Raw genomic sequence first — 23429 nt, 5'->3', positions numbered from 1 at the left:
AAATCCTTCCCGCGGATTTACTGCGCATTGCTGAATTCATCCCGGGATGAATTGATTTTTCCCAGGATAAGTTGGCATGTTCAAAGACTGTCACATGGCGAGAGACAGGGTCGCATGGCGGTGCCGCCCGGAAACGGGAGGAGCACATGCTCAGAGCGCCTGAACGACTAGCCAGGCGCCGATCGCCGCCATCAGCGCGCCGGAGATGCGCGGGATCAGCTGCCCGGTCGGGACGGTCTTCTCCAGGAGAATGAGGATGGCGATGCCGGCGATCCACAACACGTTCATGACGCCGCCGACGAACAGGAGCACCATCAACGCCCAGCAACAGCCGAGGCAATAGGCGCCATGAACGATCCCGAACCGGAGCGCACCGAGCGGATCGGAGCGGAACCCGCCATGACTGGCCAGAAATGCGATCGGTGCCTGGCATTGCCGCAGGCAGACGCCCTTCATCGGCGTCCATTGGTAGAGGCCGGCGGCGATCAGAACGAGGCCACCGAGAACCGTACTGTTGGTTGCCATCATCGGGCTCAGCAAGGTGAGACTGGCCAGCAGCCATTGCGCGCCGGTCGCCGCCACGCTGAAGGCAACCCAGACAAGCAGATAGCCGGTAAAAAACCATGCAGTCGATGCGATCGGCCGGCCACCCGCCCGCGCCTTGCGACCGACCCCGGCATAGAGCAGCACCATCGGGGCGACCGACGGCGTCATCATGCCAACCATCATGACCGCCCACATGGCGAAGATGAAAGCGAAATCGGCTGGCGCCCAGGCCCGGAAACCAGGCGCCACCACAGCGCCCATGTCCATGCCACCCATGTCCGTACCCGACATGTCCATGCCACCCATGTCACCACCTGCGGCGCTCGGCGTGGCAGCATCTTGCATGGCCATGTCGGCGGCGAGCCACAGCACATAGGCCCATGCGAGCACGGCAATGATGACGAGCGCAGCCGTCACGACCGTGCGGTCGCGCCGCAGCACCGCCTCGAGGGCCGTGTCGCTCATCGGATCAGGTCAATGCACGATGCCGCTTTGCGAGAGGTGCAAATTGGCAAAATGGCTATGCGAGTCCGCCAGTTCGAACTTGATCGGGCCGATTGCCTTGGTCCAGCCGCGCCCGACTTCGGCGAGTGCGTATTCGAAGCCGTGCGGCAGGTCGATGCGCGCCCGATGCTGCGCACCGGTGACGGGATTCTTGATCGGCTCGCCATGGCCCGAGGTTACGCCCGGCACGTCCAGGCGAGCCGCTCGGGCATCGACGTCGACTTCGAAGTCTATTGCCGCGAAGATCGGATCGTGGACTGTCTCCAGCGTGGTCGAAAAGACTTGGAATATGGTCGCGCCGGGTTCGGTGTCCTCACCGCTGAGAATGCGGAGCAGCGCTCCGCGCTGCGCCTCGGTCGCCCGCTCGTCAATCACCACTGCCGCCTCGCCCCTACCCTGGTGGATTGCACCAGGCCAGCGGAAGACACCGGCAAAGCGCAAGCCATCCAGCTTGGTGTCGCCATGATAGCCGCTTTCGATTTCCACGCCGACCACCGCCCGGCAGGATCCATCCGTCGGCAAAGCGTTGAACTGGCACGGGCAGCCATAGGCGCAGTTGCAGTTGACGAACTCGCGCGCCTTGATCATCCACTTGACGTCGGTCATGGCATTCCTCCCCTTGGCTGCATTCATTTCTCTGCAAGCGAGATGGCCGGTCTCTGCGTGCGAGATGCCCGGATCGCAGGAGATCAGGAGGTCAACCGGGAACGATCATCCGGCAGCGTCTGATCGAGGCAGTCCGGCGAAAATATTAGCATTCAATCATATATCTTTCCCGACCGTCTTCAAGAGCCGATCGCCCCAAGGGCGCAATGCGTTCAGACAGGGCAAGACCGCGCGCCTTTCACCAGACGAATTGGTACATCCGAAGTCGGTTCCTGGCGGGTGCAGGCCGGTTGCACGGCCGTTGCCACCGCACTATGGCTAGCGCCTTGTCAAACAAGGCGAAGCAGAATGGCGAAAGACGGCGACGGCCAGGTTACCGGCAGCATGGGCATCAACACGCGGCTGGCCCATTCGGGCAACAATCCGCATGACTATTTCGGTTTCGTCAATCCGCCGGTGGTGCATGCCTCGACCGTGCTGTTTCGCGACGCGGCGTCGATGGCGGCACGCAGCCAGAAATACACCTACGGCACGCGCGGCACGCCGACGACCGATGCCCTCGCCCAGGCGATAGACGCGCTGGAAGGCTCGGCCGGCACGATCCTGGTGCCGTCGGGCCTTGCGGCGGTGACGGTGCCGCTGCTCGCCTTCGTGTCGGCGGGCGACCATCTGCTGATCGTCGATTCCGTCTATCACCCGACGCGCAACTTCGCCGACACGATGCTGAAGCGGCTGGGCGTCGAGGTCGAGTATTACGCGCCCGATATTGGCGCCAGCATCGCCGCACTGATCAAGCCCAACACCAAGGTGGTGTTCACGGAATCGCCAGCCTCCAACACGTTCGAGGTGCAGGACATCCCGGCCATCGCCAAGGCCGCGCACGCCGTCGGCGCCATCGTCATGATGGACAACACCTGGGCGACGCCATTGTATTTCCGTCCGCTCGACCACGGCGTCGACATCTCGATCCATGCAGCGACGAAATACCCGGCCGGCCATTCCGACGTGCTGCTTGGCACGGTGTCGGCCAATGAAGGCTGCTGGGAGCAGCTCTACGAGAGTTTCTGCACGCTTGGCTGCTGCGCCGGGCCCGACGATGTCTACCAGGTGCTGCGCGGCCTGCGCACCATGGGCGTACGCCTCGAGCACCATCAGCGCAGCACGCTCGCCATCGCCTCCTGGCTCGAGGGCCAGAAAGGCGTGGCGCGCGTGCTCCACCCTGCCCTTCCCAGCCATCCCGACCACGGCCTGTGGAAGCGCGACTTCTCCGGCTCGAGCGGCATCTTTTCCATCGTGCTTGCCGGCGGCGGCCAGAAGCAGCAGCACGCCTTCCTCGACGCGCTGCGGATCTTCGGCCTTGGCTATTCCTGGGGCGGTTATGAGAGCCTTGCGGTGCCGGTCTGGCTCGGCGACCGCGTTGTTGCAAAAACCGCCTATGACGGCCCGCTGATCCGTCTGCAGATCGGCCTCGAGGATGTCGACGACCTGAAGGCCGACATTCTGCGCGGCCTGACCGCGGCGGCGGCCGCCTGAACGCGGGGCACCTGCCAAACTGAATCAGCGGATCAGTACAAGCAGCTCGAAAGAGGGGTGAACCGCCACTTCGCCTTGCACAGCCAGGTCGGTACTGCGGGTGGATGCGGCGACAACGTCAGGGAATTCTATTTCTCAAAGCCGCGCTTTCGCGGATCAATTTGGCTTTCAACTTCGACCATGCCGCCCCATTGCGGTGCGATCATCACGGTTTCGACTTTCCCCTGGAATACCGGCAGAGTTCCCGACGTCATGGCCTTTCGCCTTTTTGTTCCCATTCTTGCCGGCGCGACGCTGCGCGAGCGCATCGTCGCCTGCATCGGCGCGACGATCGGCATTGCACTGACCGGCGCGATCGGCGGTCTCGTGCTCGGCAACGGCCCGCAGGTGCCGCTGCTGGTGGCGCCGATGGGCGCGTCGGCCGTGCTCCTGTTCGCGGTACCGGCCAGCCCGCTGGCGCAGCCCTGGTCGATCATCGGCGGCAATACGATATCGGCACTGATCGGCGTGATCGTGGCGCATTTCATCCACGAAACTGCCCTTGCCGCCGGCATCGCGGTGGCGCTGGCCATCGCCGCCATGTCGTTCACGCGCTGCCTGCATCCGCCGGGCGGGGCCGCCGCCCTGACGGCGGTGTTGGGAGGGCCCGCCGTCATCAGCGCCGGCTTCCTGTTTCCATTCGTGCCAGTGGCGTTGAATTCGATTGTGCTGGTGGCGCTCGGCTACGGCTTCCACAAGCTTGCCCGGCGCAATTATCCGCACGTGCCGGCCGCGGCGCCGACGAACAGTCACGGGACCGTCGATCCGCCGGCACAGTTGCGCGTCGGCTTCCAGCCGCAGGACATCGATGCCGCGCTTGGCGCGCTCGACGAGACGTTCGATATCGATCGCGAAGATCTCGACCGGCTGCTTCGGCAGGTCGAATTGCAGGCGATGGTGCGCGTGCACGAGACCCTTCTGTGCGAGGACATCATGTCGCGCGATGTGATCTCGGTCGACGCGCACACCCCCACTGACGCGGCGCGCCAATTGCTGCTTGATCACAACATCCGTACCTTGCCGGTCGTCGACGCAGAGGCAAGGCTGGCTGGCACCGTGGGATTGCGGGAACTGGCGCTGGCCTCCGGCACGGTTGGATCGGTCAAGTCGCCCGCGACGACAGCAGCCGCCGGTTTCGCCGCCATGAGTCTGCTGCCTGTGCTCACCGACGGCCGCAGCCATGCCGTCATCATCGTCGACGACGACAGGCGGATTCTCGGGCTGATCACCCAGACCGATCTGCTGGCGGCCACGGCGCGACTGCAGGTTGCTGACAAGCCCTGGCCGAAAGCGGTACGGTAGCCGCCGCCGGACCTGGCGCAAATGACCGGGAACCTTTTGCCGGCAATGCCATCCAATCTCTCAATCGGGTTCCGGTCCGGGATTGGATTGAGGAAACTGGCCATGCCTGCTGTCTCGACGGCCATACCTTCTGTCGCTTCAGGCGACATGCAGCTCGTGCGCCGCGCCTTGGCGCGTGAAGGCGACGCTTTCCGCACCATCATCAAGACGCACAACCAGAGGCTCTACCGCATCGCTCGCGGCGTGGTGCGCAACGACAGCGAGGCCGAGGACATTGTGCAGGAGGCCTATGTCAGGGCCTTCGCCCATCTCGATGCCTTTCGCGGCTACTCCTCGCTCGCCACATGGCTGTCGCGCATCGTCATCAACGAGGCGCTCGGCCGCCTGCGCAACAGGCGCAGAGCGGTGGCAATGCCGGAAAACCCGCAAGCCGAGATCATCCGGTTCCCCCTCAACCCCAGCGACGATCCGGAACGGACGATGGCGCAACGGCAGATCCTCCAGCTGGTCGAACAGGCCACCGACAGCCTTCCCGATGTCTATCGGACGGTGTTCATCGCGCGGGTGCTCGAGGGGATGAGCATCGAAGAGACCGCCGACCTTCTCGGCGTGCGGCCGCAAACCGTCAAGACACGACTGCACCGGGCTCGCGCCCTGGTGCGCAAGGCGCTGGAGGACCAGATCGGTCCGGTGCTGCTCGATGCGTTCCCCTTTGCCGGCCGACGCTGCGAAAGGCTGACCAGCGCCGTGATGCGGCGGCTCGGCCTGGAAAGCTGACCTTTTCGCCGATTCCTGGGAACGTTTGCCGCTGCCCAGCATCCAATGACCGTCAACCGAAAAACGCTGTCCGGCGCGATTTCCGCGTCAGGCGAAGGAGATGCCATGCTTATCCGACACACTGCCGCCCTGGCCGCCATGCTGCTGCTTGGAACTGCCCCGTTCGCACAAGCGGCCGACAAGCCGACCGACCCGCAGATCGCCCACATCGCCTACACGGCCGGTGTCATCGACGTTGAGGCCGCCAAGCTGGCGATCGCGAAATCGAAGAACAAGGAGGTCTTGGATTTCGCCAACGACATGGTGCGCGACCACGAAGCCGTGAACGTGCAGGCGCTCGACCTGGTCAAGAAGCTGAAGGTCACGCCGGAAGACAACGCCACCAGCCAGGCGCTGAGCAAGGCGGCCACCGAAGAAAGGGCCAAGCTCGCCAAGCTCGACGGTGCTGCCTTCGACAAGGCCTATGTCGACAACGAGGTCGCCTATCACAAGCAGGTCAACGGCGCTCTCGAAACCCTGCTCATCCCCTCGGCCAGCAATGCCGAACTGAAGAGCCTGCTGGAAACCGGCCTGAAGATATTCCAGGGCCATGAGCAGCATGCCGAACATGTTGCCGGCATGCTGAAGTAAGGACAGGGGCATGTCGAAACGCCATCCATGGATCGCGTTGACGCTGGCCTTCGGCATGGTTCCGGCCCAGGCTGAAACCATCCAGGTCTCCATTGACAAACTGGTGTTCTCGCCAGCCATCGTCGAGGCGAAGGTGGGCGACACGATCGAGTGGGTGAACAAGGACATGTTCGCCCACACGGCGACCGTCAAGGGCGGCTGGGAGGTGATGATCCCGCCGAAAAAGTCAGCGAGCCTGACGTTGAAGGCTGCGGGACCGGTCGACTATTTCTGCCGCTTCCACCCCAACATGAAAGGCCATGTGGACGTAGCGCCCTGATCCGCGGCCTGATCCAAAGCCAACGAGGCGCGCCTGGCCTCGTCAGGCCGCGCAATATGGGTCCACGAGCCGTCATAGCCGGGCTGGCGCCGCTCGATCCAGGCGTCGAGCCCTTCACGCAGGTCGGCGGTCGGAGCCATGTGTGCGAACTGCTCGGCCTCGACCAGCAAGCCTTCGGCGATGCTCTGGTTGAGGCCGCGCGTTACCGCCGTGAGAATGCTCGCGACCGCCAGCCCGGAGTGCCGCAGGATACGCCTGGCCAGGTCGATTGCGGCCGGCATCAGGTCGCCATGCGGCACCACCTGGTTGACGAGACCCAATTCAAGCGCCCGCTGCGGCAGAAACCAGTCGCCGGTCAAAAGCAGTTCGAGCGCCCGCTTGCGCCCTGCGAGCCTAGGCAGGCGCTGCGTTCCGCCAAAGGTTGGCGGCATTGCGAGGTTGATTTCCGGCTTGGCGAACAAGGCCGGCTCACTGGCGATGGCGAGCGGCACCGCCTCGGTGATCTCGCAGCCACCGCCGAAAGCAATGCCGTTGACGGCGGCGATGACGGGTTTGCGGAATGCTTCCAGCCTTGCCGTCAGGCGTTGCCCGCGCATGACGAAGTCGCGCATCGCGACATCGGCGCCAAGCGCCACGCTGGCCGAGAATTCGTGGATGTCGCCGCCCGCCGAGAACGCCCGCTCGCCCGCGCCGGTCAGAATGACCGCGCGGACACCGTCATCGACTTCGATGTCATCGAGAGCCGCAAGCAGGCGATCGATCAGGGCATAGTTCAGCGCGTTCAGTTTTTCCGGACGATTGAGGGTGAGGACGGTTACCCCGTCACGGGTCTCGCTCAGGACAAGATCGGTCATCTGGCTTCCTTCTCCATTGATGTTCATGGGCCGGAAGCTTACGCCCTTCGCCACTTGTGTATATTCACTAGTCGGTATACTTCAGCTTATGCCTGAATCACAAAGACCTACCCGCAAGCGCATCGTCGAAGCCGCGACGAAACTCTTCTATGCCGAGGGAATCGGCCGCGTCAGCGTCGATGCCATCGCCGAAAAGGCGGGGCTCACCAAGCGAACGCTGTACTATCACTTCAAAAGCAAGGACGACCTGATCGCCGCTTATCTCGATGGCCGCGACCAGCCCAATCTGAAGCTGATGGCCGGCTGGTTCGATGCGGCGGAAGGCGGCGCGGATCACAAGGTCGAGGCGATCTTCAGCAATCTGGCGAGAGCCGCGCGCCATCCCAAATGGAAGGGGTGCGGCTTCCTGCGCACGGCCGCGGAACTCGCTTCGATGCCTGGGCATCCGGCGATCAAGGTCGGGTCGCGACACAAGTCAAATTTTGAAACATGGCTGGCTGGCGAATTTTCAGACTACGACGTCGAGGAGCCGCAAGCCTTGGCGCGCGAGATCGTGCTGCTGATAGACGGCTGCTTTTCGATCATGCTGATCCATCGCAACCCCGATTATATCGAGGCAGCCGGACATGCCGCCGCCACGCTTGTCCGAGCGCGAACTTCAAGCAGCCAGGCCTAGAATCCAAGCGCCAGCCATTCCGTTCCGGCGACGAGCGTTATCAGCGTCAGCGGCAAACCGACCTTGAAGAAGGCGCCGAAGGATAGCGGCGTGCCGGCGGCCTTGGCCTGTTCGGCGACGATCAGATTGGCGACCGAACCGAGCAGCGTGAAATTGCCGGCCAGCGTCGAGCTCATCGCCACCACCAGCCAGGCACGTTCAGGATTTTCGAGGCCGGGTATGAAGGGCCGCAGCGCCAGCACGGCCGGGACATTGCTCATGACATTAGAGAGCACCGCTGTGAAGCCGGACAGCCGCCAGACATCGTCCAGCCCGAGGTTCTTGGCCGAGGCAATGATGTCGGGCGTCAGCAGCGTCTTTTCCGCGCCGGCGACGACCACGAACAGGCCGGCGAACATGAACAGCAGCGGCCCGTCGATCTCGCGGTAGATGCGTTCCGGCTTGATGGCACGGGTGAGCAAGAGGATGGCGCCGCCGATGAGTGCCGCCTTGGCGACAGGCACGCCGGCAAAAAAGGCGACGGCCAATCCGATGCAGACCACCACCGCTTTCAGCACCTGTCCCTTATGCATGCGGCCACGCGAGACCTCTGGGGTCAATTGGGCCGTGCGGGCGAATTCAGTCCGGTAGACGATGCGGATGATGACAATGACCGCGACGAGCCCAAACAAGGCGACCGGCGCGAGTGCTGCCGAAAAGGCAGGATAGGAAATGCCCGACAGCGCACCGATGACCATGTTTTGCGGATTGCCGGTGATGGTGGCGACGCTGCCGCAATTCGACGCGGTGGCGGTGGCGATCAGATAGGGGACAGGGTTGCGGTTGATGACGCGGGTGACGTGGACGACGATCGGCGCCATGACCAGGCAGATGGCGTCGTTGACCAGAAAGGCCGACAGCACGCCGGTGAGCAGCGTCACCATCACCAAAAGCATGAAGGGCGCATGCGCATGCTCTATGGCGATGGCGCCAAGGCCGCGAAAGGCGCCGGAGACCTTCAGATGCGCCACCACGATCATCATGCCGAGCAGAAGCGTGATGGTGTCGAAATTGATCGCGCGATAGGCATCCTCCATGCTGAGCGCACCGATGGCGATCATCGCTGCCCCGCCGAGCAGCGCGATCCCGGCCCGGTCGAGACGCAGGCCCGGGATGCGGCCAATAGCGACACCGGCGTAAGTCAGGATCAGGATCAGCAGTGCCGCCGCGCCCATCAATGTCATCGGTAGGAAGTCCTGCTCAGTCTGTGGCGCAAATGCCGTCCGCCCTGGTGGTTCGCTTGCATGCCAGCTTTAGCGCGATGTCGAGATCGATGACAAACCGGCCGGGCATGGTTGTTGCGCCGAGGGTGTCCGCAAGGCCCAGGCGATGACGTGCCGCTAACGCAGATAGAAATCCAGCCGCTGTCGAAGCGCCTGAGGTGAAAACAGCTGCTCGACGCTCCGCCGCGCCTCGCGACCCACTGTCGCCCGCAGCCCCGGATCGGCTTTGAGTTCGGCCAGGATCTGCCCCGCTTGTTGCGTCGTCTCGAACAGAAAGCCGTTTTCGCCATGCCTGATATGGTCGGCATAGCCGCCATGCGAATGGCAGACCACGGGCAAACCGCAGGCCATCGCCTCGAATACCACGCGGCCGAACGTCTCCACATCCGAGCCGGTGCGATAATAGAACACGTCGAGTGTCTGCAGAAACTGTTCGGCCGCAAACCGGCCTTGCGGGAAGAGCTCGAGTTGTGGGTGCGGCTTGAGCCTCTCCTCTAGCAGCATCGAGCCCTGAATCCGCAGCGTGACGCCATCCGCCAGCAATGCCGCATAGAGTGGCACATCGTCAGCATGATATTTGCCTGGCGTATCGCGACTCAGCCGCCCGACCGTGAATGGGCCATCCGGTCTGGCCAGCCGCGGTGAAAAACGGCGGATATCGATCGGCGACGGATGCACGACGCCGTCGACCCGCAGCATGCGCTTCTGAAAATCGGAAATCAGCACCAGTTCGGCGTCGGGCCAGTTCAGCATGCGTGGCATGCGCGTCGTCAGCGCCATGACTTTCGGGTGAAAGGTATTGAAGACATAGATCAGCCGGCGCGGCCGCGGGATCAGGTAAGGCCACATCTTGTTGCGCCAATGCGCGCCGAGGAAGACGTAAGTGCCGCCGTCCGGCACATCCCGCGTTAGCGGCGAGATACGGTGGATCGGAAATTGCCGCAGCAGTTCACTGGACGCCCTGGAGGAGGTTGCCCACAGACGCACCTCCGAGTCAGCGCTCAACAGCCGGTACAGCTCCAAGGTTTCGAGGTCACTGCCGCCAAAGGGGTTCTGAAAGCCATTGAACAGATGAATCATGGTTGCCGCGCTGATCTTGCCTGAAAACCGTTCCGCCATTCTTCGCCGGCATAGAGAAAGGCCGGGACTGGACCGTCGGCCCGGACGCTTTGGGACTCAGGAAAGCAGGAACGTTTTCAGCGGTGACCCATACATCACCGACGCGGAGGAGCACAGCAATAGGGGGGGGCATCAAGGAAGTTGTCCGCGCCAGCTTCCTTCTCCGGTGTCAGTGCACCGTGGCGACGCCGGGCAGCGGCACCAGAGGGTCCCCTGCCGGATCGAAGCTGACTTGATCGCGCCCGTTCGACTTGGCCGCGTAAAGCCGTCTGTCGGCCGCCAAGAAAATCTGTTCGTACGTGGTCGGCCCCGAAAAGCTTGTGCCGCCGATGCTGACGGAAAGCGGGCAAGGCTTGCCATCGGGCGAAAAGTCCATCTCACGGATGCGCCGGCGAATGCTTTCTGCAACCACCCAGGATTGCGAGGGATCGACGCCGGGAAGAAACACGCCGAACTCCTCGCCGCCGATGCGGCCGACGATATCGCCGCCGCGCAGCTGCCCCTTGATCGCCTGTGCGATCAGCTTGAGCGCCTGATCGCCGCAATCATGGCCCAGGCGGTCGTTGATTGCCTTGAAATGGTCGGCATCGATGATCAGCAGTGCCCCCGAATTGGCCCGCTCCTGCTTGCGGGTCTGCTCGAGATAGGCTTCGACCAGCATAGAGAAGGCGCCGCGGTTCAATACCGCCGTCAGGCTGTCTGTGGCGGCAATGACGGTGAGGTCGCGCTGGGCGATGGCCAGTTGGCGAATCTTCCACATGAGAAAAGACAGAAATGAGCCGCCCAGCACCAAAGGCAGCATCAGATCGGTCAGTTGCGCCCGCCACACCGCCTCGGGTGAAAGATAGGGGAAATTGAAGGAATCGACGAAGAACGCCACGGCAATGAAGAATGCCGTACCGACTATTGTAACAGCGAACACCCTGCCCCAGCTCGTCGGCGACAGATCGAGCTTCATCGCGGTCCATTCCGTTAGTCGCCACTACTATGACGCACCAACGCAAACAAATTGATAAGACTTTCCTTCCAATTCGATATCGGCAGGCACGGCAACCGGAGGCCAACGACGCGGACGGCAGCCGTGCTCGCTCCTGCGGTGAGAACAGTCCCTTGCTGGACTTCGGGCTGATGCAGGGGAATCCTGACTATCAGCGGCTGGGCGCCGGCCCACCCAGCGTCTCGACGACGAAGGATGCCGCGATCAGGTCGTCGGCATCCAGCCGTAGGGAGCCGTCGCCTGCCCCCATGATGGCGGCGACCTTGTGAAACGTCTTCATTTCATGATCGGAAATTTCGGCATCCTGCATCCTGGCCTTGAGTTCGGCGATACGCCGCCCCAACGCGGGGGACGTTCCAATTTCACGGTTCGACATAGCCTGGCTTCTCCTCCCCCAACCCGCACCTGTTTTATCCCACCCGATTCGCCGGCCCGCACATTGCCTTTTTATGAGGCGCCGCGAATACAAGGCCCCGAACGCGTGATGGGAGCTAAGGTTCCAACCCCGCCGGATCACGAAATAAATCCGGATCGCCGTGCCGAAAGGGCGGCAAGCCCAGGCTCAATGCCTGTTGCACAGGGTCGTGGCGCTGGCAGTCGCGGGATGACAGACCCAACGGCCTTGATGAGGCCAATTGGCGCAAGCCTTTGAAAATGTTTGGCGATCCCGACAGGATTCGAACCTGTGACCATCGGCTTAGAAGGCCGGTGCTCTATCCAGCTGAGCTACGGGACCGCTGGCCGGCCGCCCGGCCGGCTGGATACTTGTGCGCGTTGGCCGCCGTTCAATGCGTCCAGGGCGTCCTGCGGTCATAGCGGAAATTCTCCGCATAGGAAATCTGGCGGCGCTTGGTCTCTTTCGGCTCCTCGACGCGGTAGGCGAGTGCTTCCTTTTCGGCGTAGGCCACCGCCTCTTCCCTGGTGTCGAAGGTAAGCCTGATCTGGCTTCTCATGTCCCCCGACGTGGTGTAACCCATCAGGGGGTCGATCTTCTTGCGCACCTCGGGATCGAATTCGAGCACCCAGTGGCCGGTCTTGGCCTTGCCGGACTGCATCGCGGTTTTGGCTGGGCTGAAAATGCGCGCGGACATGGCCACCTCGTTATTGTGCAAGGCAGCATCGCCACCCTTCGCCCGTCATTACTGCGCAATGCGGACGGCGGCAAGGTTTTTGCACTTGCCATGTTACACCGAAATGAATAGGCAACAGACCGTTCGGAGTGTAGCGCAGGCTGGTAGCGCATCTGGTTTGGGACCAGAGGGTCGGGAGTTCGAATCTCTCCACTCCGACCATTTTCTCCCGAAATGTAATATCGAGAGCCATGGGCACGACCGTGGGTCTTGCCGCGACGGTTTTCCGGTGCAAGTCTGACGACCGCGACGGGAGCGCTTCAAAAATGGCAGCAAACGACAGGCCGGTAATCACCCGGAAAGGCCAGGAGAGCACCAAGACCAGCCAGTCCGGCGGCATGGCGCTGGTAACCGGCGTTGGGCCGCAACACACCTCGGCGACCAGGCTTTGGTTCGGCAAGGCCAGCAACGCGCCCGGCTTCCGTTCGCTGCCGCACCACCATGGCGAGGCTGAGACCGGCGCTTATCTGCTGTCGGGCAACGCCCGCATCTATTTCGGCGAGAACTACCGGGAATTCGTCGAATTGTCGGCGGGCGACTTCATGTTCGTGCCGCCGTTCCTGCCGCATCTCGAAGCGAATATGAGCACGACGGAAGAATTGTGGTGGCTGGCCTGCCGCACCCCGGAGAACATCGTGATCAATCTGCCTGACGTCGACGACGCCCAACTCGCGGGCTATCGCCGCGCTTGAGCGCTGCGGAACACGGATTGGAAGCGCGCGCGAACTTTGGCCGCCGTCTAAAGCACGCCTTCTACATCGGTCTTCGAAAAATCGGCTCCGACATAAAGCAGACGGCAAGCCTGCTCCTTGGCTATCTCATAGGCGAAACAGTCGCCGAAATTGAGCCCAGCCTGGTGAATGCCCTTTCCCCATCGAGCATAGGCGTCGGCGATGCGACGCGCCGAGGCCGGTGTTACCGCCACTATCTCGAAACCAAGTCCATCGATCAGGCTGGACAACTCTTCACCGACCTGGCGTCGTGCCGCGACGATCAGTGCTTCGGCCACGGTGCCGGCGGAAATCAGAACGTCGTCTTCCGCTTCCAGCGCAGCGATGCATGCGCCCGCCTCCGGCTCGTCAAGCACGATCGCCATCAGCGCCGACGTGTCGACCGCTATCATTCGGGCAAGCCGTCATTGCCATAGAGGAAATCCTGACTACGGGCGGCTGACGGTCCCTCCTTCGCTTTGGCGGCGCCTTTTGCCCGCGCTGTTTCCAGGAGCGCCCGACGGCCTTTCTTGTCGGGTGCCGCTTTGATGGGAACCAGCCGCACCGCCGCATGGCCGTGTCGGGTCAAAATGACCTCTTCACCTGCCTCCGCACGACGCACCAGTTCGGTCAGCTGTCCCTTCGCATCCGTAACAGATATCTGCATGATCGCTCCCCATGGACCATTCTCTGGTCCATATCTTGAAAATAGACCATTGAATGGTCCATTTCAAGATGCCGCAATGAATGAGCGATCATCGTTGGCCAACTCATCGCATCAGGCCAAACTACCGCACGGCCTAGATCTCGAACTCGCCCTGCCCCTCGTCCATGGCGCTGACGGTTTCGGCGGCGAGCGCCCGGGTGATTGGCGTCTTGCGCTCGAGCGCCGTGCGATCGAGCCGTTCCACGATGCGCATCGCGGTCGCCAGCGAGCGCTCGATGCGGCGCACCAGATACTGCACGACATGCGCTTCGACCTCGACCTGGCGGTCGGCGAACAGCTTGGTGATGACGCCGGCGAGCAGGAGGTCGTCGGGTTCATGGATCTCGACCGTCGCCGCCGCCTTCAGCCGCGAGGCGAGATCGGGCAGCGCGACACCCCAGGCCGATGGAAAGCGGCGCGCGGTCAACAACAGCGTCGAGCCGGCGCCACGCACGGCATTGATCAGGTGGAACAGGCCTTGTTCATCGACCGCGCCGGCATCGACATCGTCGATCAGCGCCGGCCGGGCGCCGAGATTGGCGATGGCGTCACCAATGCGCCCAGCGTCGATCGCCACCGCATTGGCGCGCACGCGCCAGATCGAGGCCAGATGCGTCTTGCCGGAGCCGGCGGGACCTGCCAGCACCACCACCGGCGAGGGCCAGTCCGGCCAGCGGTCGACCAGCGCCGCCGCCTGGGCATTGGTGCCGGAGACGACGAGATCGTCGCGCGAATAGCCGGTGCCGTGGCCGAGATCGAGCGGCAGCTGGCGCGGCGGATCGGTTTTCTGGACAGTCACTTCAGCGACGCGGTTGCGTGCGGTGGCCGCCGCCGCGATCGGTCGGCAGCGGCGGCAAGGGCTCTGTCGCATGGCCCTTGTAAAGCGGCGATTCGAGATAGCGGGCGATGGCAAAGCGCACCAGCACCGCCACTGCCGCCGAAGCCGGCACGGCAATCAGCAGGCCGACGAAGCCGAACAGCGCGCCGAAGGCAAACAGCGAAAACATCAGCCATACCGGGTGCAGGCCGACGCTCTTGCCGACCAGCCGCGGCTGCAGGATGTTGCCCTCGATGAACTGGCCGATGAAAAACACGACGGCGACGGCGACGATCATCGTCCAGTCCGGCCAGAACTGGACGAAGGCGACGCCGACGGCCAGCACCAGCCCGGTCAATGAGCCGACATAGGGGATGAACGAGATCAGCCCGGCGAACAGGCCGATGAGGATGCCGAAATACAGCCCGGTCAGCGTCAGCCCGGTGGCGTACATGGCGCCCAGCACCAGGCAGAGCGTGCCCTGGCCGCGCACGAAGCCGGCGGTGGCGGTGTTGATGTCCTTGGCGATGGCGCGCACCGTCGCGACATTGTCGCGCGGCACCCAGCTGTCGATGACCGCCACCATGCGGTCCCAGTCGAGCAGCATATAGAAGGCGACGACCGGCGTCACCACGAACAGACTGACCACCGAAACCAGCGCCACGCCGGAACTCCACAGCGAGGTGAACACGGTGGTGACGAGACCGACACCGGACGACAAAAGCGAGCTCAACCCGTCGCGCAGGCCGTTGGCGTTGACACCGAATTTCTGTTCCAGCCATTTCGGATCGAAGGAGGTGAGCAGACCTTGCAGCTTGGTCAGATATTCCGGCAGCTTGGCTGCGAAATCAGCCATCTGCGTGGCCAGCACCGGAATGAGGATGACGAAGGCCAGCACCAGCACGACGAGAAAGGTGATGAGAATGACCACCGTCGCCATGATGCGCGACAGGCCAAGCCGCTCCAGCCGGTCGGCGACCGGATCGAGGAAATAGGCAAGCACCATGCCGGCGACGAAGGGCAGCAGGATGTTGCTGAAAACATAGAGGAAAAGCGCCAGCAAGGCAGCGCCGGCGAGCCAGAAGAATATCTGCCGGCGGAAAGCGGAGGACGCGGCAAGATCGGCAGCCGCAGCCTCCATCACCGCTGCTTCTCTCTCAGATGTCGGGAGTGGAGCCTTCGTCATAGCCGCTCATATGCCTCAGCCAAGCCACGAGATAGGCCGCGGCCGAAGCCACGGTCAAGACCCCGGACAGCAATATGAGGGCTGGCCTCAGCGGGTCGAGATGAACCGTCAGCGCAAGTTCGCCCAGCACAACCGCCGCCAGCACGATCTGGATGGCGGTATTGGCCTTCGACACGAAAAGCGGCTTCATCTCGACCGGATGGGCCATGACGGTGGACAACAGGACCGCGCAGACGATCAGCGCGTCGCGCGACACCATGGTGACGACCAGCCATAGCGGCAATTGCCCGATGAAGCCCATGACCACGAACACCGAAACCAGCAGCAGCTTGTCGGCGATCGGGTCGAGATAGGCGCCGAGCCTGGACTGCTGGTTGAAACGGCGGGCGATGAAACCGTCGACGCCGTCGGAAATGCCGGCAACCAAAAACCCGGCAAAAGCCCAGTCCCAGCGTGCCTGCAGCATCGCCAGGACCACTGCTGGTACCAGGACGAGGCGCAGGATGGTGATCAGGTTGGGGATGGTCAAAGGCGCGGCCCGTCCTCTTGGTCGGAGATAGATGATGGAGATGGAGGGTGGGTGCAAGGACCACGGGGCTCATTCTCCGACGTTGACGATTTGCGAAAGCTGCGGTGCGGGCCGATCTCCCCCCTTGCGGGGGAGATCGGCTGGCGCTTCGCCTTCGCCAATCACCAACGCTGTATGCACTGCCTCACTGTCCACGGTTTTGTTGGCCGAGATGGTTGTCATCCTTGCGGACCGAAACCGTTCATGCGAAGAGCCCGCAACAAGGAAAATTGTTGAACGGGCACCAAAGATGAGCAAGCGCGATACTGGCAAGCGCAAGAACGGGCTCACCTATGCCGAGGCCGGCGTCGACATCGATGCCGGCAACCTCATGGTCGAGAAGATCAAACCGCTGGTGCGCGCGACACGCCGGCCGGGCGCCGATGGCGAGATCGGCGGTTTCGGCGGTCTGTTCGACCTCAAGGCTGCGGGCTTTACCGATCCGGTGCTGGTCGCCGCCAATGACGGCGTCGGCACCAAGCTGAAGATCGCCATCGATGCCGGCAAGCATGACACGATCGGCATCGATCTCGTCGCCATGTGCGTCAACGACATCGTCGTGCAAGGTGCCGAACCGCTGTTCTTCCTCGACTATTTCGCCACCGGCAAGCTCGATCCCGACCAGGGCGCCGCGATCGTCGGCGGCATCGCCGAAGGCTGCCGCCAGGCCGGCTGCGCGCTGATCGGCGGCGAGACGGCGGAAATGCCCGGCATGTATCACGGCAACGACTACGACCTCGCCGGCTTTGCGGTGGGTGCGGCCGAACGCGGACAGTTGCTGCCAACCGACGACATCGTCGAGGGCGACGTGCTGCTTGGGCTCGCCTCCTCGGGTCTGCATTCGAACGGATTTTCGCTGGTGCGCCGCATCGTCGCCGTCAGCGGGCTGGCATGGAGCGATCCGGCGCCGTTCAACGATGAGGCGACGCTGGCCGAGGCGCTGCTCGAGCCGACCCGCATCTACGTCAAGTCGATCCTGAAGGCGATCCGCGGCACGCATGGCATCAAGGCACTGGCGCACATCACCGGCGGCGGCTTCCCGGAAAACATTCCGCGCGTGCTGCCTAAGGACTTTTCGGCCGAACTCGACCTCGCGGCGATCGACGTGCCGGCGGTGTTCTCGTGGCTGGCCAAGACCGGCGGTGTCGCGCCGGAAGAAATGATGCGCACCTTCAATTGCGGCATCGGCATGATTTTGGCGGTTGCTTCCGGCCAGGCGGCGCAGGTCGCCGCCGTACTGCAGGAAGCCGGCGAGACGGTGACGCCGATCGGCCGCATCGTGCCGCGCCGCGACGCCGGCGTCATCTATCGGGGCTCGATCGGCCTATGAGCGCGCAGAGGAAACGTACCGTTGTCCTGATTTCGGGGCGCGGCTCCAACATGACCGCGCTGATCGCGGCTGCCAGCGACCCGGCCTTCCCGGCCGAGATCGTCGGCGTCATTTCCGACAAGGCCGACGCCGCCGGTCTCGGCATCGCCAAGGCGCGCGGCATCGCCACACAGATTATCCCCCGCGCCGACCACGGCAGCAAGCAGGCGCACGACGCGGCGATCGACAAAGCGCTTGCGGCATTCAATGCCGAGATCATCGCGCTGGCCGGCTATATGCGCATCCTCACCCCCGGCTTCGTCCAGAAATGGCGGGGCCGCATGATCAACATCCACCCTGCCCTGCTGCCGGCGTTCAAGGGGCTCGACACCCATGCGCGCGCACTGGCCGCCGGCATGCGCATCCATGGCTGCACGGTGCATTTCGTCACGCCCGAGATGGATGATGGCCCGATCATCGCCCAGGCGGCCGTACCGGTAATGGTCGGCGACAATGTGGATGCGCTGGCCGCCCGCGTGCTGAAGGCCGAGCACCGGCTCTATCCGCTGGCGCTCGGGCTGGTCGCCGAAGGCAAGGCGCGCATGGAGGCTGGCCGCACCGTGCTTGCCCACTTTGCCGACGATGCCGACAACGGCATCTCGGTGGTGATGGCGCCCGACCCGCTGCGCGAGGAAGCCGACCTCGAGCATTTGGCGCGCATCACGCCTTGAATCCTTGAGGGCGGTAGCAAATATTGCTACCTTCTTGCCAAGGAGACAGTTCGATGGCGACAGTCGAAAAAGTCAGTGTGGCGCTTTCCCCGGAACTGTTGGAGATGGTCAAGGACGCCGTCGACAGCGGGCGCTATGGATCTGCAAGCGAAGTAATCCGGGAGGCGCTACGCGAGTGGCGGTTGCGCCAGCCGCTCCGCGAGGCCGAATTGGAGCGATTGCGCAAAGCTTGGACTGAGGGACTGGAGAGCGGCCCATTCGCTGCTTTCGACATCGAGGACATCAAGGGGAAAGCCCGCAGCCGTCTCGTCGACTCCGTCAAGAAATAGGCCGATGGCAGCCGTACAGATCATTCGCAGCCCGGCGGCGGAAAATGATCTTATCGATATCTGGCTCGCCATTGCCGAGCATAGTCCGCATGCGGCCGATCATTTTCTGAATGCCATCGCCGAGCGCATCCTGCAGCTTGCCACCTTTCCCGAATCCGGACCGCGAAGACCCGACATCGGCGCCGATACGCGAGCGCTGACCATCGGCAACTATCTAATTCTTTATCGTCTCGCCCAGCGGCGGATCGAGATCGTACGCATCGTGCATGGCGCGCGCGATGTTTCGACGTTGTTCTAGGATCCGAGAGCCATGGATGTATTCGACAGTGCGGTCCGGACCAAAGGCGACCTGGCCGGCGTTTTCGAGTATGATGAGGCGGGAGACCCGCAAAACGCCACGGCGTATTTTTATCTGTATCGAGCCCAAGGCAACGAGCCAGGCTCCGTTGTCGATGCAATTCATATACGATCTGGTGCCTGGGCCATCAGCGGGCCGGATGTTGCCGTCCGATGGGACAAGGGTGAGCGGCGTGTCGGGCTGTTTATCTTGGGTGCCCTTTCCGCAGCTTTCGATACCGAAGCGGGCACAAAGCATGGCGGTGGATATGGCAAAGATTTTCATGCCGATATCCCTTGGGCGGAATCAAATTGATGAGACAGCTGTTTCTCCTGCGCCACGCAAAATCGAGCTGGGACGACCCTGACCTCGATGATTTCGACCGGCCGCTTGCCGGGCGCGGATTGAAGGCAGCGCAATTGATGGGTCGCGAGCTTGCGGCGCGCGACTGGCTGCCGGACCTAGTGCTGGTGTCGTCGGCGCTGCGAACCCGTGATACCTGGCGGCTGGTGGCGGCGGAGCTGCCTGTGCACCCCCGGGTCACGTTCGCCGAGACGCTGTACGCTGCTTCAGCGGCGAATATTCTGAGCCAGATACGTCAGGCCGACGCTTCGAGCGACAACCTGCTGGTGGTCGGCCACAATCCAGGTCTGGAAGATCTGGCCAAACAGCTGGCCGCTCCGGGGTCGGAGGCCAAGGCGCGCAAGGGGCTCGAGGAAAAATTCCCGACCGCGGCCCTTGCGCGCTTCGTCTTCGAGGGCGACTGGTCCGGCCTGTCCTCGGCCCGGCTGACACATTGTCTGCGGCCGAAGGATCCAGGCTAGACTCCAATGCCGGACAGTGCGGCTGGCCAGCCCCAGAGATCAGTTGCCCCAGATGCCCTGACCGGATTCGGGCCAGTCGGTGGTGGTCTTCGTCTTGATCTCGGCAGCCTTGGACCCAGCCACACCCATGGTCTTGACCGCGCCAGTGACGGCATGATCGACGTTGGCAACTGGGGCAACCGTCTGGTCGGCATTGTTGGAGCCATAGTGGTCGCTGCCGGCAAAAGCGCTGCCCGTGGCAACGAGGATGGCAGCGGCGATGAGAGCAATCCTGTTCATTTTCAAGTCTCCTGGTTCTTCCGTTGAGCGGCGTCTTGGGAGGACGGTTCCGCTAGGGACAAGACCCGATGCAGTCCGGTTTTATTCCTGAACATGGAGCTTTTTCGCCGACTGCGGAGATCGGCTGGCCAGCGCACGCCGTGGCTGATGGCTATCCTTGTGCGCAAAAAACAAGAGCGGCGGGCCAAGCCCACCGCTCTTTGTATTCAAGGTCTGCGTCGTAGATTAACGGCCCCAGATGCCCTGGCCAGACTGAGCCGGCACGTTGGCATTGGCGTCAGCCTGTGCCTTTTCGGACTTCAGGATCGAGCCGGTGGGCGTGGTGTCGATGTTGGAAACCGACTGGCTGGCAACCGGATGGTTGACATTGTTGGAGCCGTAATTGTCGCTGCCGGCAAAGGCGGTGCCCGTGGCGACGAGAACGGCGGCGGCGGTGAGAGCGATCTTGGTCATTCTATTTACTCCTGATTTGATTGGTTGGTTGCGACTGGTTCGGGAGCCGGTTAGCGGTTGCCGAACAGGTTGCGGTCGCTGCCCTGCGTGATCGGCTTCTCGACGGTCGAGTTCGACTTCTGGATCGAGGCCGTGAACGAGTTGTCGACAGTAGCGGCGGGCTGATTGGCGTTGGCCGAGCCATAATTGTCGCTGCCGGCAAAAGCAGTGCCCGTGGCGATGAGGATGGCGGCGGCGGTAAGAGCGATCTTGGTCATTTTATTTACTCCAGTATGTCTTTGTCCTGTCCGTCTAGTGGCGTGCCCTTGGGAGGAATTTCGCGTCGCTCGGACCACCCCGAAATGGGTTTGCCTTGCTGCGGATTCCAATCACGAAGATGTTCCGTCGCGACCCGAATCCAGGCCTTGAAATCCGGCTAACGGCTTCGGCGGTCACAATTTTCTTACTCGATATCAGATGGTTAGCAGATGTCCCTCGCCGAACGACCCGGCTATTCGCTGAGCCGGCGTTCACCACGTGCTGCACGGTCCGTCAACAGAAAACGAACCGGTCGGTTCGATTTGCCTGGATTTACAGGAGCCACAACTCTTTTCCGAGTGTCGAACGGGGTCGAATTGTGAGGGCCTAACGTCAGCCGGATGACAAGCCGGCTCTGTTTTTGCCTGGGACAGGTCGGCCGCGCATTTGCCTTGCCGATGGATCGATATTATCGCTTGTGCACGATCATCAATCGGACGCGACCTCGCTGTGCCGGTCGAAGAACAGACGGAATTCCGCGTGACCTGCTTTCCAGGACGGCGATAGAAATGCGGCTGCTGCTCGTCGAAGACAATCGCGAACTGGCCGACTGGCTGGGCAAGACCCTGCGTCAGGCGAACTATGTCGTCGATATCGTCCATGACGGCGAGGATGTCGAGCATGCGCTGGCCGCTGGCGACCACGCGCTTGTCATCCTCGACCTGGCATTGCCACGCATGGGGGGCTTGGAAGTGCTGCGCATGCTGCGCGCGCGCGGCAACCGGGTGCCGGTGATCGTGCTGACCGCCAATGCCAGCCTCGACGGCCGGGTCAAGGGCCTCAATGAAGGCGCCGACGACTATCTGGCCAAGCCGTTCCAGATCGAGGAACTCGAAGCACGCATCCGTGTGCAGCTGCGCCGCGCCAATGACCGCACCGCGCCTGTCGTCACGTGCGGCGATCTCATGTTCGACACCAACACGCGGCTGTTCTCGCTGGCCGGTGAAACGCTGGCGCTGACACCGCGCGAACACGCGGTGCTTGAACAATTGATGGTCAAGGCCGGCCGCACGGTGAGCAAGGCGGCACTGTCGGCGGCGATCTACGATTTCGAGACCGATGCCGACCCCAGCGCCATCGAGATCTATGTGCATCGTGTGCGCAAGAAGCTCGAAGGGACACGCGTCCGTATCGTCACCTTGCGCGGCCTCGGCTATCTGCTGCGCCATGAGGATTAACAGTCTCCGCCTGCAGCTTCTGGCCTGGGTGGTGCTGCCGCTCGTCGGGCTCGCCACCATCAATCTGTGGACCAGCCACCGCAACGCGCTGGTAACCGCGGATCTGGTCACCGATCGCATGCTGATGGGCTCGGCGCGCGCTATCGCGGAACGTGTTGCCATGTCCGACGGCGTGCTCGACGCCACGATACCGCCGGCGGCGCTCGAGCTGTTCGACACCGGCGACCGCGACAGTGTCTACTACCATGTCAAGACTGCTGCGGGGCGGCTGCTGACCGGCTATCCTGATTTGCCGGAGGCACCGAAGTCCGCCAACACAGAGGCGACCTATCGCGACCACCGGCTGCGGTTGCTTACGTTCAGCCACACGGTGGTCGGCGCCGGCGACGATTCGCCGATCACCGTTACCGTTGGCGTGACACTTGCCGGACACGATACCATGGTGCGGCGCCTCTGGTTCGGCGCCTTTGCCCAGCAGCTGGCGCTGGTGGCGATTGCCGGCTTGTTCGTTCTGCTGGGTCTGCATCGAGGCCTTGCGCCGTTGATCCGGTTGCGCGATGTCGTGCGCTCGCCAAGCCGCAGCGACCTCGACCCGGTCGAAGTGCCAGGCGCGCAAAGCGAAATCCGGCCGCTGATCGATGCACTGAACGCCTATATGGAGCGCGTGCGGGCGCAGATGGCGGCCCAACGCCGGTTCATCGCCAATGCGGCGCACCAGTTGCGCACACCACTGGCGCTGTTGTCGACACAGGCGAGCTACGCGCTTCGCGAAAGTGCCGCCGAGGCGCGCCAGGAAGCCCTGGTGGCGCTGCAGGCAAGTGCCGGCAGACTGGCGCGGCTGGCCGAGCAGCTTCTGACGCTGTCGCGCGCCGAGCCGGGCAGCCGGCGGCCGCGCGCCGACCTGACCGAAGCCGCCCGCCATGTGCTGGAAACGCATGCGCCGACAGCAATCGGTCGCAACATCGATCTCGGCCTCGAGGAGGCCGGACCCGTGCCGGTCATTGGCGACGGCACCATGCTGCGCGAAATGATCGTCAACCTTGTCGACAACGCGCTGCGCTATTCGGCAGCCGGCGGCAGCGTCACGGTGAAGCTGGCGGCCGTCGACGGCGAGGCCGTGCTGACGGTCGCCGACGACGGGCCTGGCATTCCAGTGGACGAGCGCGACCACGTGTTCGAGCGCTTCTACCGCATTGCCGGATCGACCGAGGAAGGCAGCGGGCTTGGCCTCGCCATCGTGCGCGAGGTCGTCGAAAATGCCGGCGGCCGCGTCACCCTCGGGGATGGCGCGGCCGGCGGTCTGGTGGTTGAAGTGCGGCTGCCGCTGGCGAGCAGCTAATGCATGTCGCCCAAAAAGTGGCCCTGGCTTTGGGGCAACGACATGCATAAAAATAAAGACTAAGCGCGTCGC

Annotated in this window: 32 protein-coding genes and 2 tRNA genes; 16 read left to right on the top strand and 18 right to left on the bottom strand. The window is 63.1% G+C overall.

Annotated features, from left to right (window positions below):
* Positions 1 to 150: 150 nt before the first annotated feature.
* On the bottom strand, positions 151 to 1011 hold the full coding sequence (locus tag BPNPMPFG_RS00845; protein WP_258592800.1) for a DUF2182 domain-containing protein: 861 nt from the start codon (positions 1009 to 1011) through the stop codon (positions 151 to 153).
* A gap of 9 nt (positions 1012 to 1020) precedes the next feature.
* Complete coding sequence (locus BPNPMPFG_RS00840) at positions 1021 to 1656, bottom strand: DUF1326 domain-containing protein (protein WP_258592799.1); 636 nt, start codon at positions 1654 to 1656, stop codon at positions 1021 to 1023.
* 348 nt (positions 1657 to 2004) lie between these two features.
* Between BPNPMPFG_RS00840 and BPNPMPFG_RS00835 the strand changes: the two genes are divergently transcribed.
* Complete coding sequence (locus tag BPNPMPFG_RS00835; protein ID WP_258592798.1) at positions 2005 to 3189, top strand: cystathionine beta-lyase; 1185 nt, start codon at positions 2005 to 2007, stop codon at positions 3187 to 3189.
* Between the two features lie 128 nt (positions 3190 to 3317).
* On the opposite strand, the gene BPNPMPFG_RS00830 is transcribed toward BPNPMPFG_RS00835, so the two are convergent.
* Entirely contained in the window at positions 3318 to 3443 is a 126-nt protein-coding gene (locus BPNPMPFG_RS00830) for a hypothetical protein (RefSeq protein WP_258592797.1), read from the bottom strand.
* Here BPNPMPFG_RS00830 and BPNPMPFG_RS00825 point away from each other — a divergent pair.
* The 4 genes from BPNPMPFG_RS00825 to BPNPMPFG_RS00810 all read left to right on the top strand — a co-directional run bounded on the left by BPNPMPFG_RS00825 (position 3442) and on the right by BPNPMPFG_RS00810 (position 6256).
* Positions 3442 to 4530, top strand: a complete 1089-nt coding sequence (locus BPNPMPFG_RS00825; RefSeq protein WP_258592796.1) for an HPP family protein — start codon at positions 3442 to 3444, stop codon at positions 4528 to 4530. The two genes, BPNPMPFG_RS00830 and BPNPMPFG_RS00825, sit on opposite strands and share 2 nt — an antisense overlap.
* A gap of 102 nt (positions 4531 to 4632) precedes the next feature.
* Positions 4633 to 5307 (top strand): RNA polymerase sigma factor, encoded by a 675-nt coding sequence (locus BPNPMPFG_RS00820; RefSeq protein WP_258592795.1) that lies wholly within the window; start codon positions 4633 to 4635, stop codon positions 5305 to 5307.
* Positions 5308 to 5412: 105 nt separating this feature from the next.
* A complete protein-coding gene (locus tag BPNPMPFG_RS00815; protein WP_258592794.1) occupies positions 5413 to 5937 on the top strand; it encodes a DUF4142 domain-containing protein in 525 nt (174 codons plus the stop codon).
* Between the two features lie 10 nt (positions 5938 to 5947).
* A complete protein-coding gene (locus tag BPNPMPFG_RS00810) occupies positions 5948 to 6256 on the top strand; it encodes a cupredoxin domain-containing protein (protein WP_258592793.1) in 309 nt (102 codons plus the stop codon).
* Here the strand turns inward: BPNPMPFG_RS00810 and BPNPMPFG_RS00805 are convergent.
* A complete protein-coding gene (locus tag BPNPMPFG_RS00805) occupies positions 6202 to 7110 on the bottom strand; it encodes a crotonase/enoyl-CoA hydratase family protein (protein WP_258592792.1) in 909 nt (302 codons plus the stop codon). The two genes, BPNPMPFG_RS00810 and BPNPMPFG_RS00805, sit on opposite strands and share 55 nt — an antisense overlap.
* A gap of 88 nt (positions 7111 to 7198) precedes the next feature.
* On the opposite strand from BPNPMPFG_RS00805, the gene BPNPMPFG_RS00800 reads away from it, so the two are divergent.
* Positions 7199 to 7786 (top strand): TetR/AcrR family transcriptional regulator, encoded by a 588-nt coding sequence (locus tag BPNPMPFG_RS00800; RefSeq protein WP_258592791.1) that lies wholly within the window; start codon positions 7199 to 7201, stop codon positions 7784 to 7786.
* On the opposite strand, the gene BPNPMPFG_RS00795 is transcribed toward BPNPMPFG_RS00800, so the two are convergent.
* The 6 genes from BPNPMPFG_RS00795 to BPNPMPFG_RS00770 all read right to left on the bottom strand — a co-directional run bounded on the left by BPNPMPFG_RS00795 (position 7783) and on the right by BPNPMPFG_RS00770 (position 12255).
* On the bottom strand, positions 7783 to 9009 hold the full coding sequence (locus BPNPMPFG_RS00795; protein WP_258592790.1) for an anion transporter: 1227 nt from the start codon (positions 9007 to 9009) through the stop codon (positions 7783 to 7785). The two genes, BPNPMPFG_RS00800 and BPNPMPFG_RS00795, sit on opposite strands and share 4 nt — an antisense overlap.
* Positions 9010 to 9165: 156 nt before the next feature.
* Positions 9166 to 10167 (bottom strand): glycosyltransferase family 4 protein, encoded by a 1002-nt coding sequence (locus BPNPMPFG_RS00790; RefSeq protein WP_258592789.1) that lies wholly within the window; start codon positions 10165 to 10167, stop codon positions 9166 to 9168.
* A 169-nt stretch (positions 10168 to 10336) separates the two neighbouring features.
* The gene (locus tag BPNPMPFG_RS00785) at positions 10337 to 11125 is read right to left on the bottom strand and encodes a GGDEF domain-containing protein (RefSeq protein WP_258592788.1); all 789 of its coding nucleotides are present in this window, start codon (positions 11123 to 11125) and stop codon (positions 10337 to 10339) included.
* 190 nt (positions 11126 to 11315) lie between these two features.
* Positions 11316 to 11540, bottom strand: a complete 225-nt coding sequence (locus BPNPMPFG_RS00780; protein WP_258592787.1) for a hypothetical protein — start codon at positions 11538 to 11540, stop codon at positions 11316 to 11318.
* A gap of 283 nt (positions 11541 to 11823) precedes the next feature.
* A tRNA-Arg gene (locus BPNPMPFG_RS00775) sits at positions 11824 to 11900 on the bottom strand.
* Positions 11901 to 11949: 49 nt separating this feature from the next.
* A complete protein-coding gene (locus BPNPMPFG_RS00770; protein WP_258592786.1) occupies positions 11950 to 12255 on the bottom strand; it encodes an ETC complex I subunit in 306 nt (101 codons plus the stop codon).
* Positions 12256 to 12379: 124 nt separating this feature from the next.
* Between BPNPMPFG_RS00770 and BPNPMPFG_RS00765 the strand changes: the two genes are divergently transcribed.
* Positions 12380 to 12456: transfer RNA gene (locus BPNPMPFG_RS00765), tRNA-Pro, on the top strand.
* Positions 12457 to 12560: 104 nt separating this feature from the next.
* Entirely contained in the window at positions 12561 to 12986 is a 426-nt protein-coding gene (locus BPNPMPFG_RS00760) for a cupin domain-containing protein (RefSeq protein WP_258592785.1), read from the top strand.
* Between the two features lie 47 nt (positions 12987 to 13033).
* Here BPNPMPFG_RS00760 and BPNPMPFG_RS00755 read toward each other — a convergent pair whose 3' ends face one another.
* From BPNPMPFG_RS00755 to BPNPMPFG_RS00735, 5 genes are all read right to left on the bottom strand, one after another.
* On the bottom strand, positions 13034 to 13417 hold the full coding sequence (locus tag BPNPMPFG_RS00755; protein WP_258592784.1) for a type II toxin-antitoxin system VapC family toxin: 384 nt from the start codon (positions 13415 to 13417) through the stop codon (positions 13034 to 13036).
* Positions 13414 to 13671, bottom strand: a complete 258-nt coding sequence (locus tag BPNPMPFG_RS00750) for a type II toxin-antitoxin system Phd/YefM family antitoxin (RefSeq protein ID WP_258592783.1) — start codon at positions 13669 to 13671, stop codon at positions 13414 to 13416. Before BPNPMPFG_RS00750 ends, BPNPMPFG_RS00755 begins: the two co-directional genes overlap by 4 nt.
* A 133-nt stretch (positions 13672 to 13804) precedes the next feature.
* On the bottom strand, positions 13805 to 14509 hold the full coding sequence (hdaA, locus tag BPNPMPFG_RS00745) for a DnaA regulatory inactivator HdaA (RefSeq protein WP_258592782.1): 705 nt from the start codon (positions 14507 to 14509) through the stop codon (positions 13805 to 13807).
* A 1-nt stretch (position 14510) separates the two neighbouring features.
* Positions 14511 to 15713, bottom strand: a complete 1203-nt coding sequence (locus tag BPNPMPFG_RS00740; RefSeq protein ID WP_258592781.1) for an AI-2E family transporter — start codon at positions 15711 to 15713, stop codon at positions 14511 to 14513.
* Positions 15685 to 16242 carry a CDP-alcohol phosphatidyltransferase family protein gene (locus tag BPNPMPFG_RS00735; protein ID WP_258592780.1) on the bottom strand — a complete coding sequence of 186 codons (558 nt, stop codon included), beginning with the start codon at positions 16240 to 16242 and terminating at the stop codon, positions 15685 to 15687. Before BPNPMPFG_RS00735 ends, BPNPMPFG_RS00740 begins: the two co-directional genes overlap by 29 nt.
* 289 nt (positions 16243 to 16531) lie before the next feature.
* Between BPNPMPFG_RS00735 and purM the strand changes: the two genes are divergently transcribed.
* From purM to BPNPMPFG_RS00705, 6 genes are read left to right on the top strand one after another with little or no spacing between them, the layout of a single operon-like run.
* Positions 16532 to 17611, top strand: a complete 1080-nt coding sequence (gene purM / locus BPNPMPFG_RS00730; protein ID WP_258592779.1) for a phosphoribosylformylglycinamidine cyclo-ligase — start codon at positions 16532 to 16534, stop codon at positions 17609 to 17611.
* A complete protein-coding gene (gene purN / locus BPNPMPFG_RS00725) occupies positions 17608 to 18321 on the top strand; it encodes a phosphoribosylglycinamide formyltransferase (protein WP_258592778.1) in 714 nt (237 codons plus the stop codon). Before purM ends, purN begins: the two co-directional genes overlap by 4 nt.
* Positions 18322 to 18374: 53 nt before the next feature.
* Entirely contained in the window at positions 18375 to 18650 is a 276-nt protein-coding gene (locus BPNPMPFG_RS00720; protein ID WP_258592777.1) for a type II toxin-antitoxin system ParD family antitoxin, read from the top strand.
* A gap of 4 nt (positions 18651 to 18654) precedes the next feature.
* Positions 18655 to 18948, top strand: coding sequence for a type II toxin-antitoxin system RelE/ParE family toxin (locus tag BPNPMPFG_RS00715; RefSeq protein WP_258592776.1), 294 nt, complete (start codon positions 18655 to 18657; stop codon positions 18946 to 18948).
* 12 nt (positions 18949 to 18960) lie between these two features.
* Positions 18961 to 19302 carry a hypothetical protein gene (locus tag BPNPMPFG_RS00710; protein ID WP_258592775.1) on the top strand — a complete coding sequence of 114 codons (342 nt, stop codon included), beginning with the start codon at positions 18961 to 18963 and terminating at the stop codon, positions 19300 to 19302.
* On the top strand, positions 19302 to 19811 hold the full coding sequence (locus tag BPNPMPFG_RS00705; protein WP_258592774.1) for a SixA phosphatase family protein: 510 nt from the start codon (positions 19302 to 19304) through the stop codon (positions 19809 to 19811). Before BPNPMPFG_RS00710 ends, BPNPMPFG_RS00705 begins: the two co-directional genes overlap by 1 nt.
* Before the next feature lie 39 nt (positions 19812 to 19850).
* Here the strand turns inward: BPNPMPFG_RS00705 and BPNPMPFG_RS00700 are convergent, their stop codons facing one another.
* From BPNPMPFG_RS00700 to BPNPMPFG_RS00690, 3 genes are all read right to left on the bottom strand, one after another.
* Positions 19851 to 20090 carry a DUF680 domain-containing protein gene (locus BPNPMPFG_RS00700; protein WP_258592773.1) on the bottom strand — a complete coding sequence of 80 codons (240 nt, stop codon included), beginning with the start codon at positions 20088 to 20090 and terminating at the stop codon, positions 19851 to 19853.
* 225 nt (positions 20091 to 20315) lie between these two features.
* Complete coding sequence (locus tag BPNPMPFG_RS00695; protein WP_258592772.1) at positions 20316 to 20543, bottom strand: DUF680 domain-containing protein; 228 nt, start codon at positions 20541 to 20543, stop codon at positions 20316 to 20318.
* Positions 20544 to 20593: 50 nt separating this feature from the next.
* Positions 20594 to 20800 carry a DUF680 domain-containing protein gene (locus BPNPMPFG_RS00690; protein WP_258592771.1) on the bottom strand — a complete coding sequence of 69 codons (207 nt, stop codon included), beginning with the start codon at positions 20798 to 20800 and terminating at the stop codon, positions 20594 to 20596.
* Positions 20801 to 21349: 549 nt separating this feature from the next.
* On the opposite strand from BPNPMPFG_RS00690, the gene BPNPMPFG_RS00685 reads away from it, so the two are divergent.
* Both BPNPMPFG_RS00685 and BPNPMPFG_RS00680 read left to right on the top strand, forming a co-directional pair.
* Positions 21350 to 22018 carry a response regulator gene (locus BPNPMPFG_RS00685; protein ID WP_258592770.1) on the top strand — a complete coding sequence of 223 codons (669 nt, stop codon included), beginning with the start codon at positions 21350 to 21352 and terminating at the stop codon, positions 22016 to 22018.
* The gene (locus tag BPNPMPFG_RS00680) at positions 22008 to 23357 is read left to right on the top strand and encodes a sensor histidine kinase (RefSeq protein WP_258592769.1); all 1350 of its coding nucleotides are present in this window, start codon (positions 22008 to 22010) and stop codon (positions 23355 to 23357) included. Before BPNPMPFG_RS00685 ends, BPNPMPFG_RS00680 begins: the two co-directional genes overlap by 11 nt.
* Positions 23358 to 23429: the final 72 nt, after the last annotated feature.

The organism is Mesorhizobium sp. AR07, assembly GCF_024746815.1.
Taxonomy (GTDB): Bacteria; Pseudomonadota; Alphaproteobacteria; order Rhizobiales; family Rhizobiaceae; genus Mesorhizobium.
The sequence above is the reverse complement of the archived record's forward strand: the minus strand, read 5'-3'. Positions and strand labels throughout refer to the sequence as shown.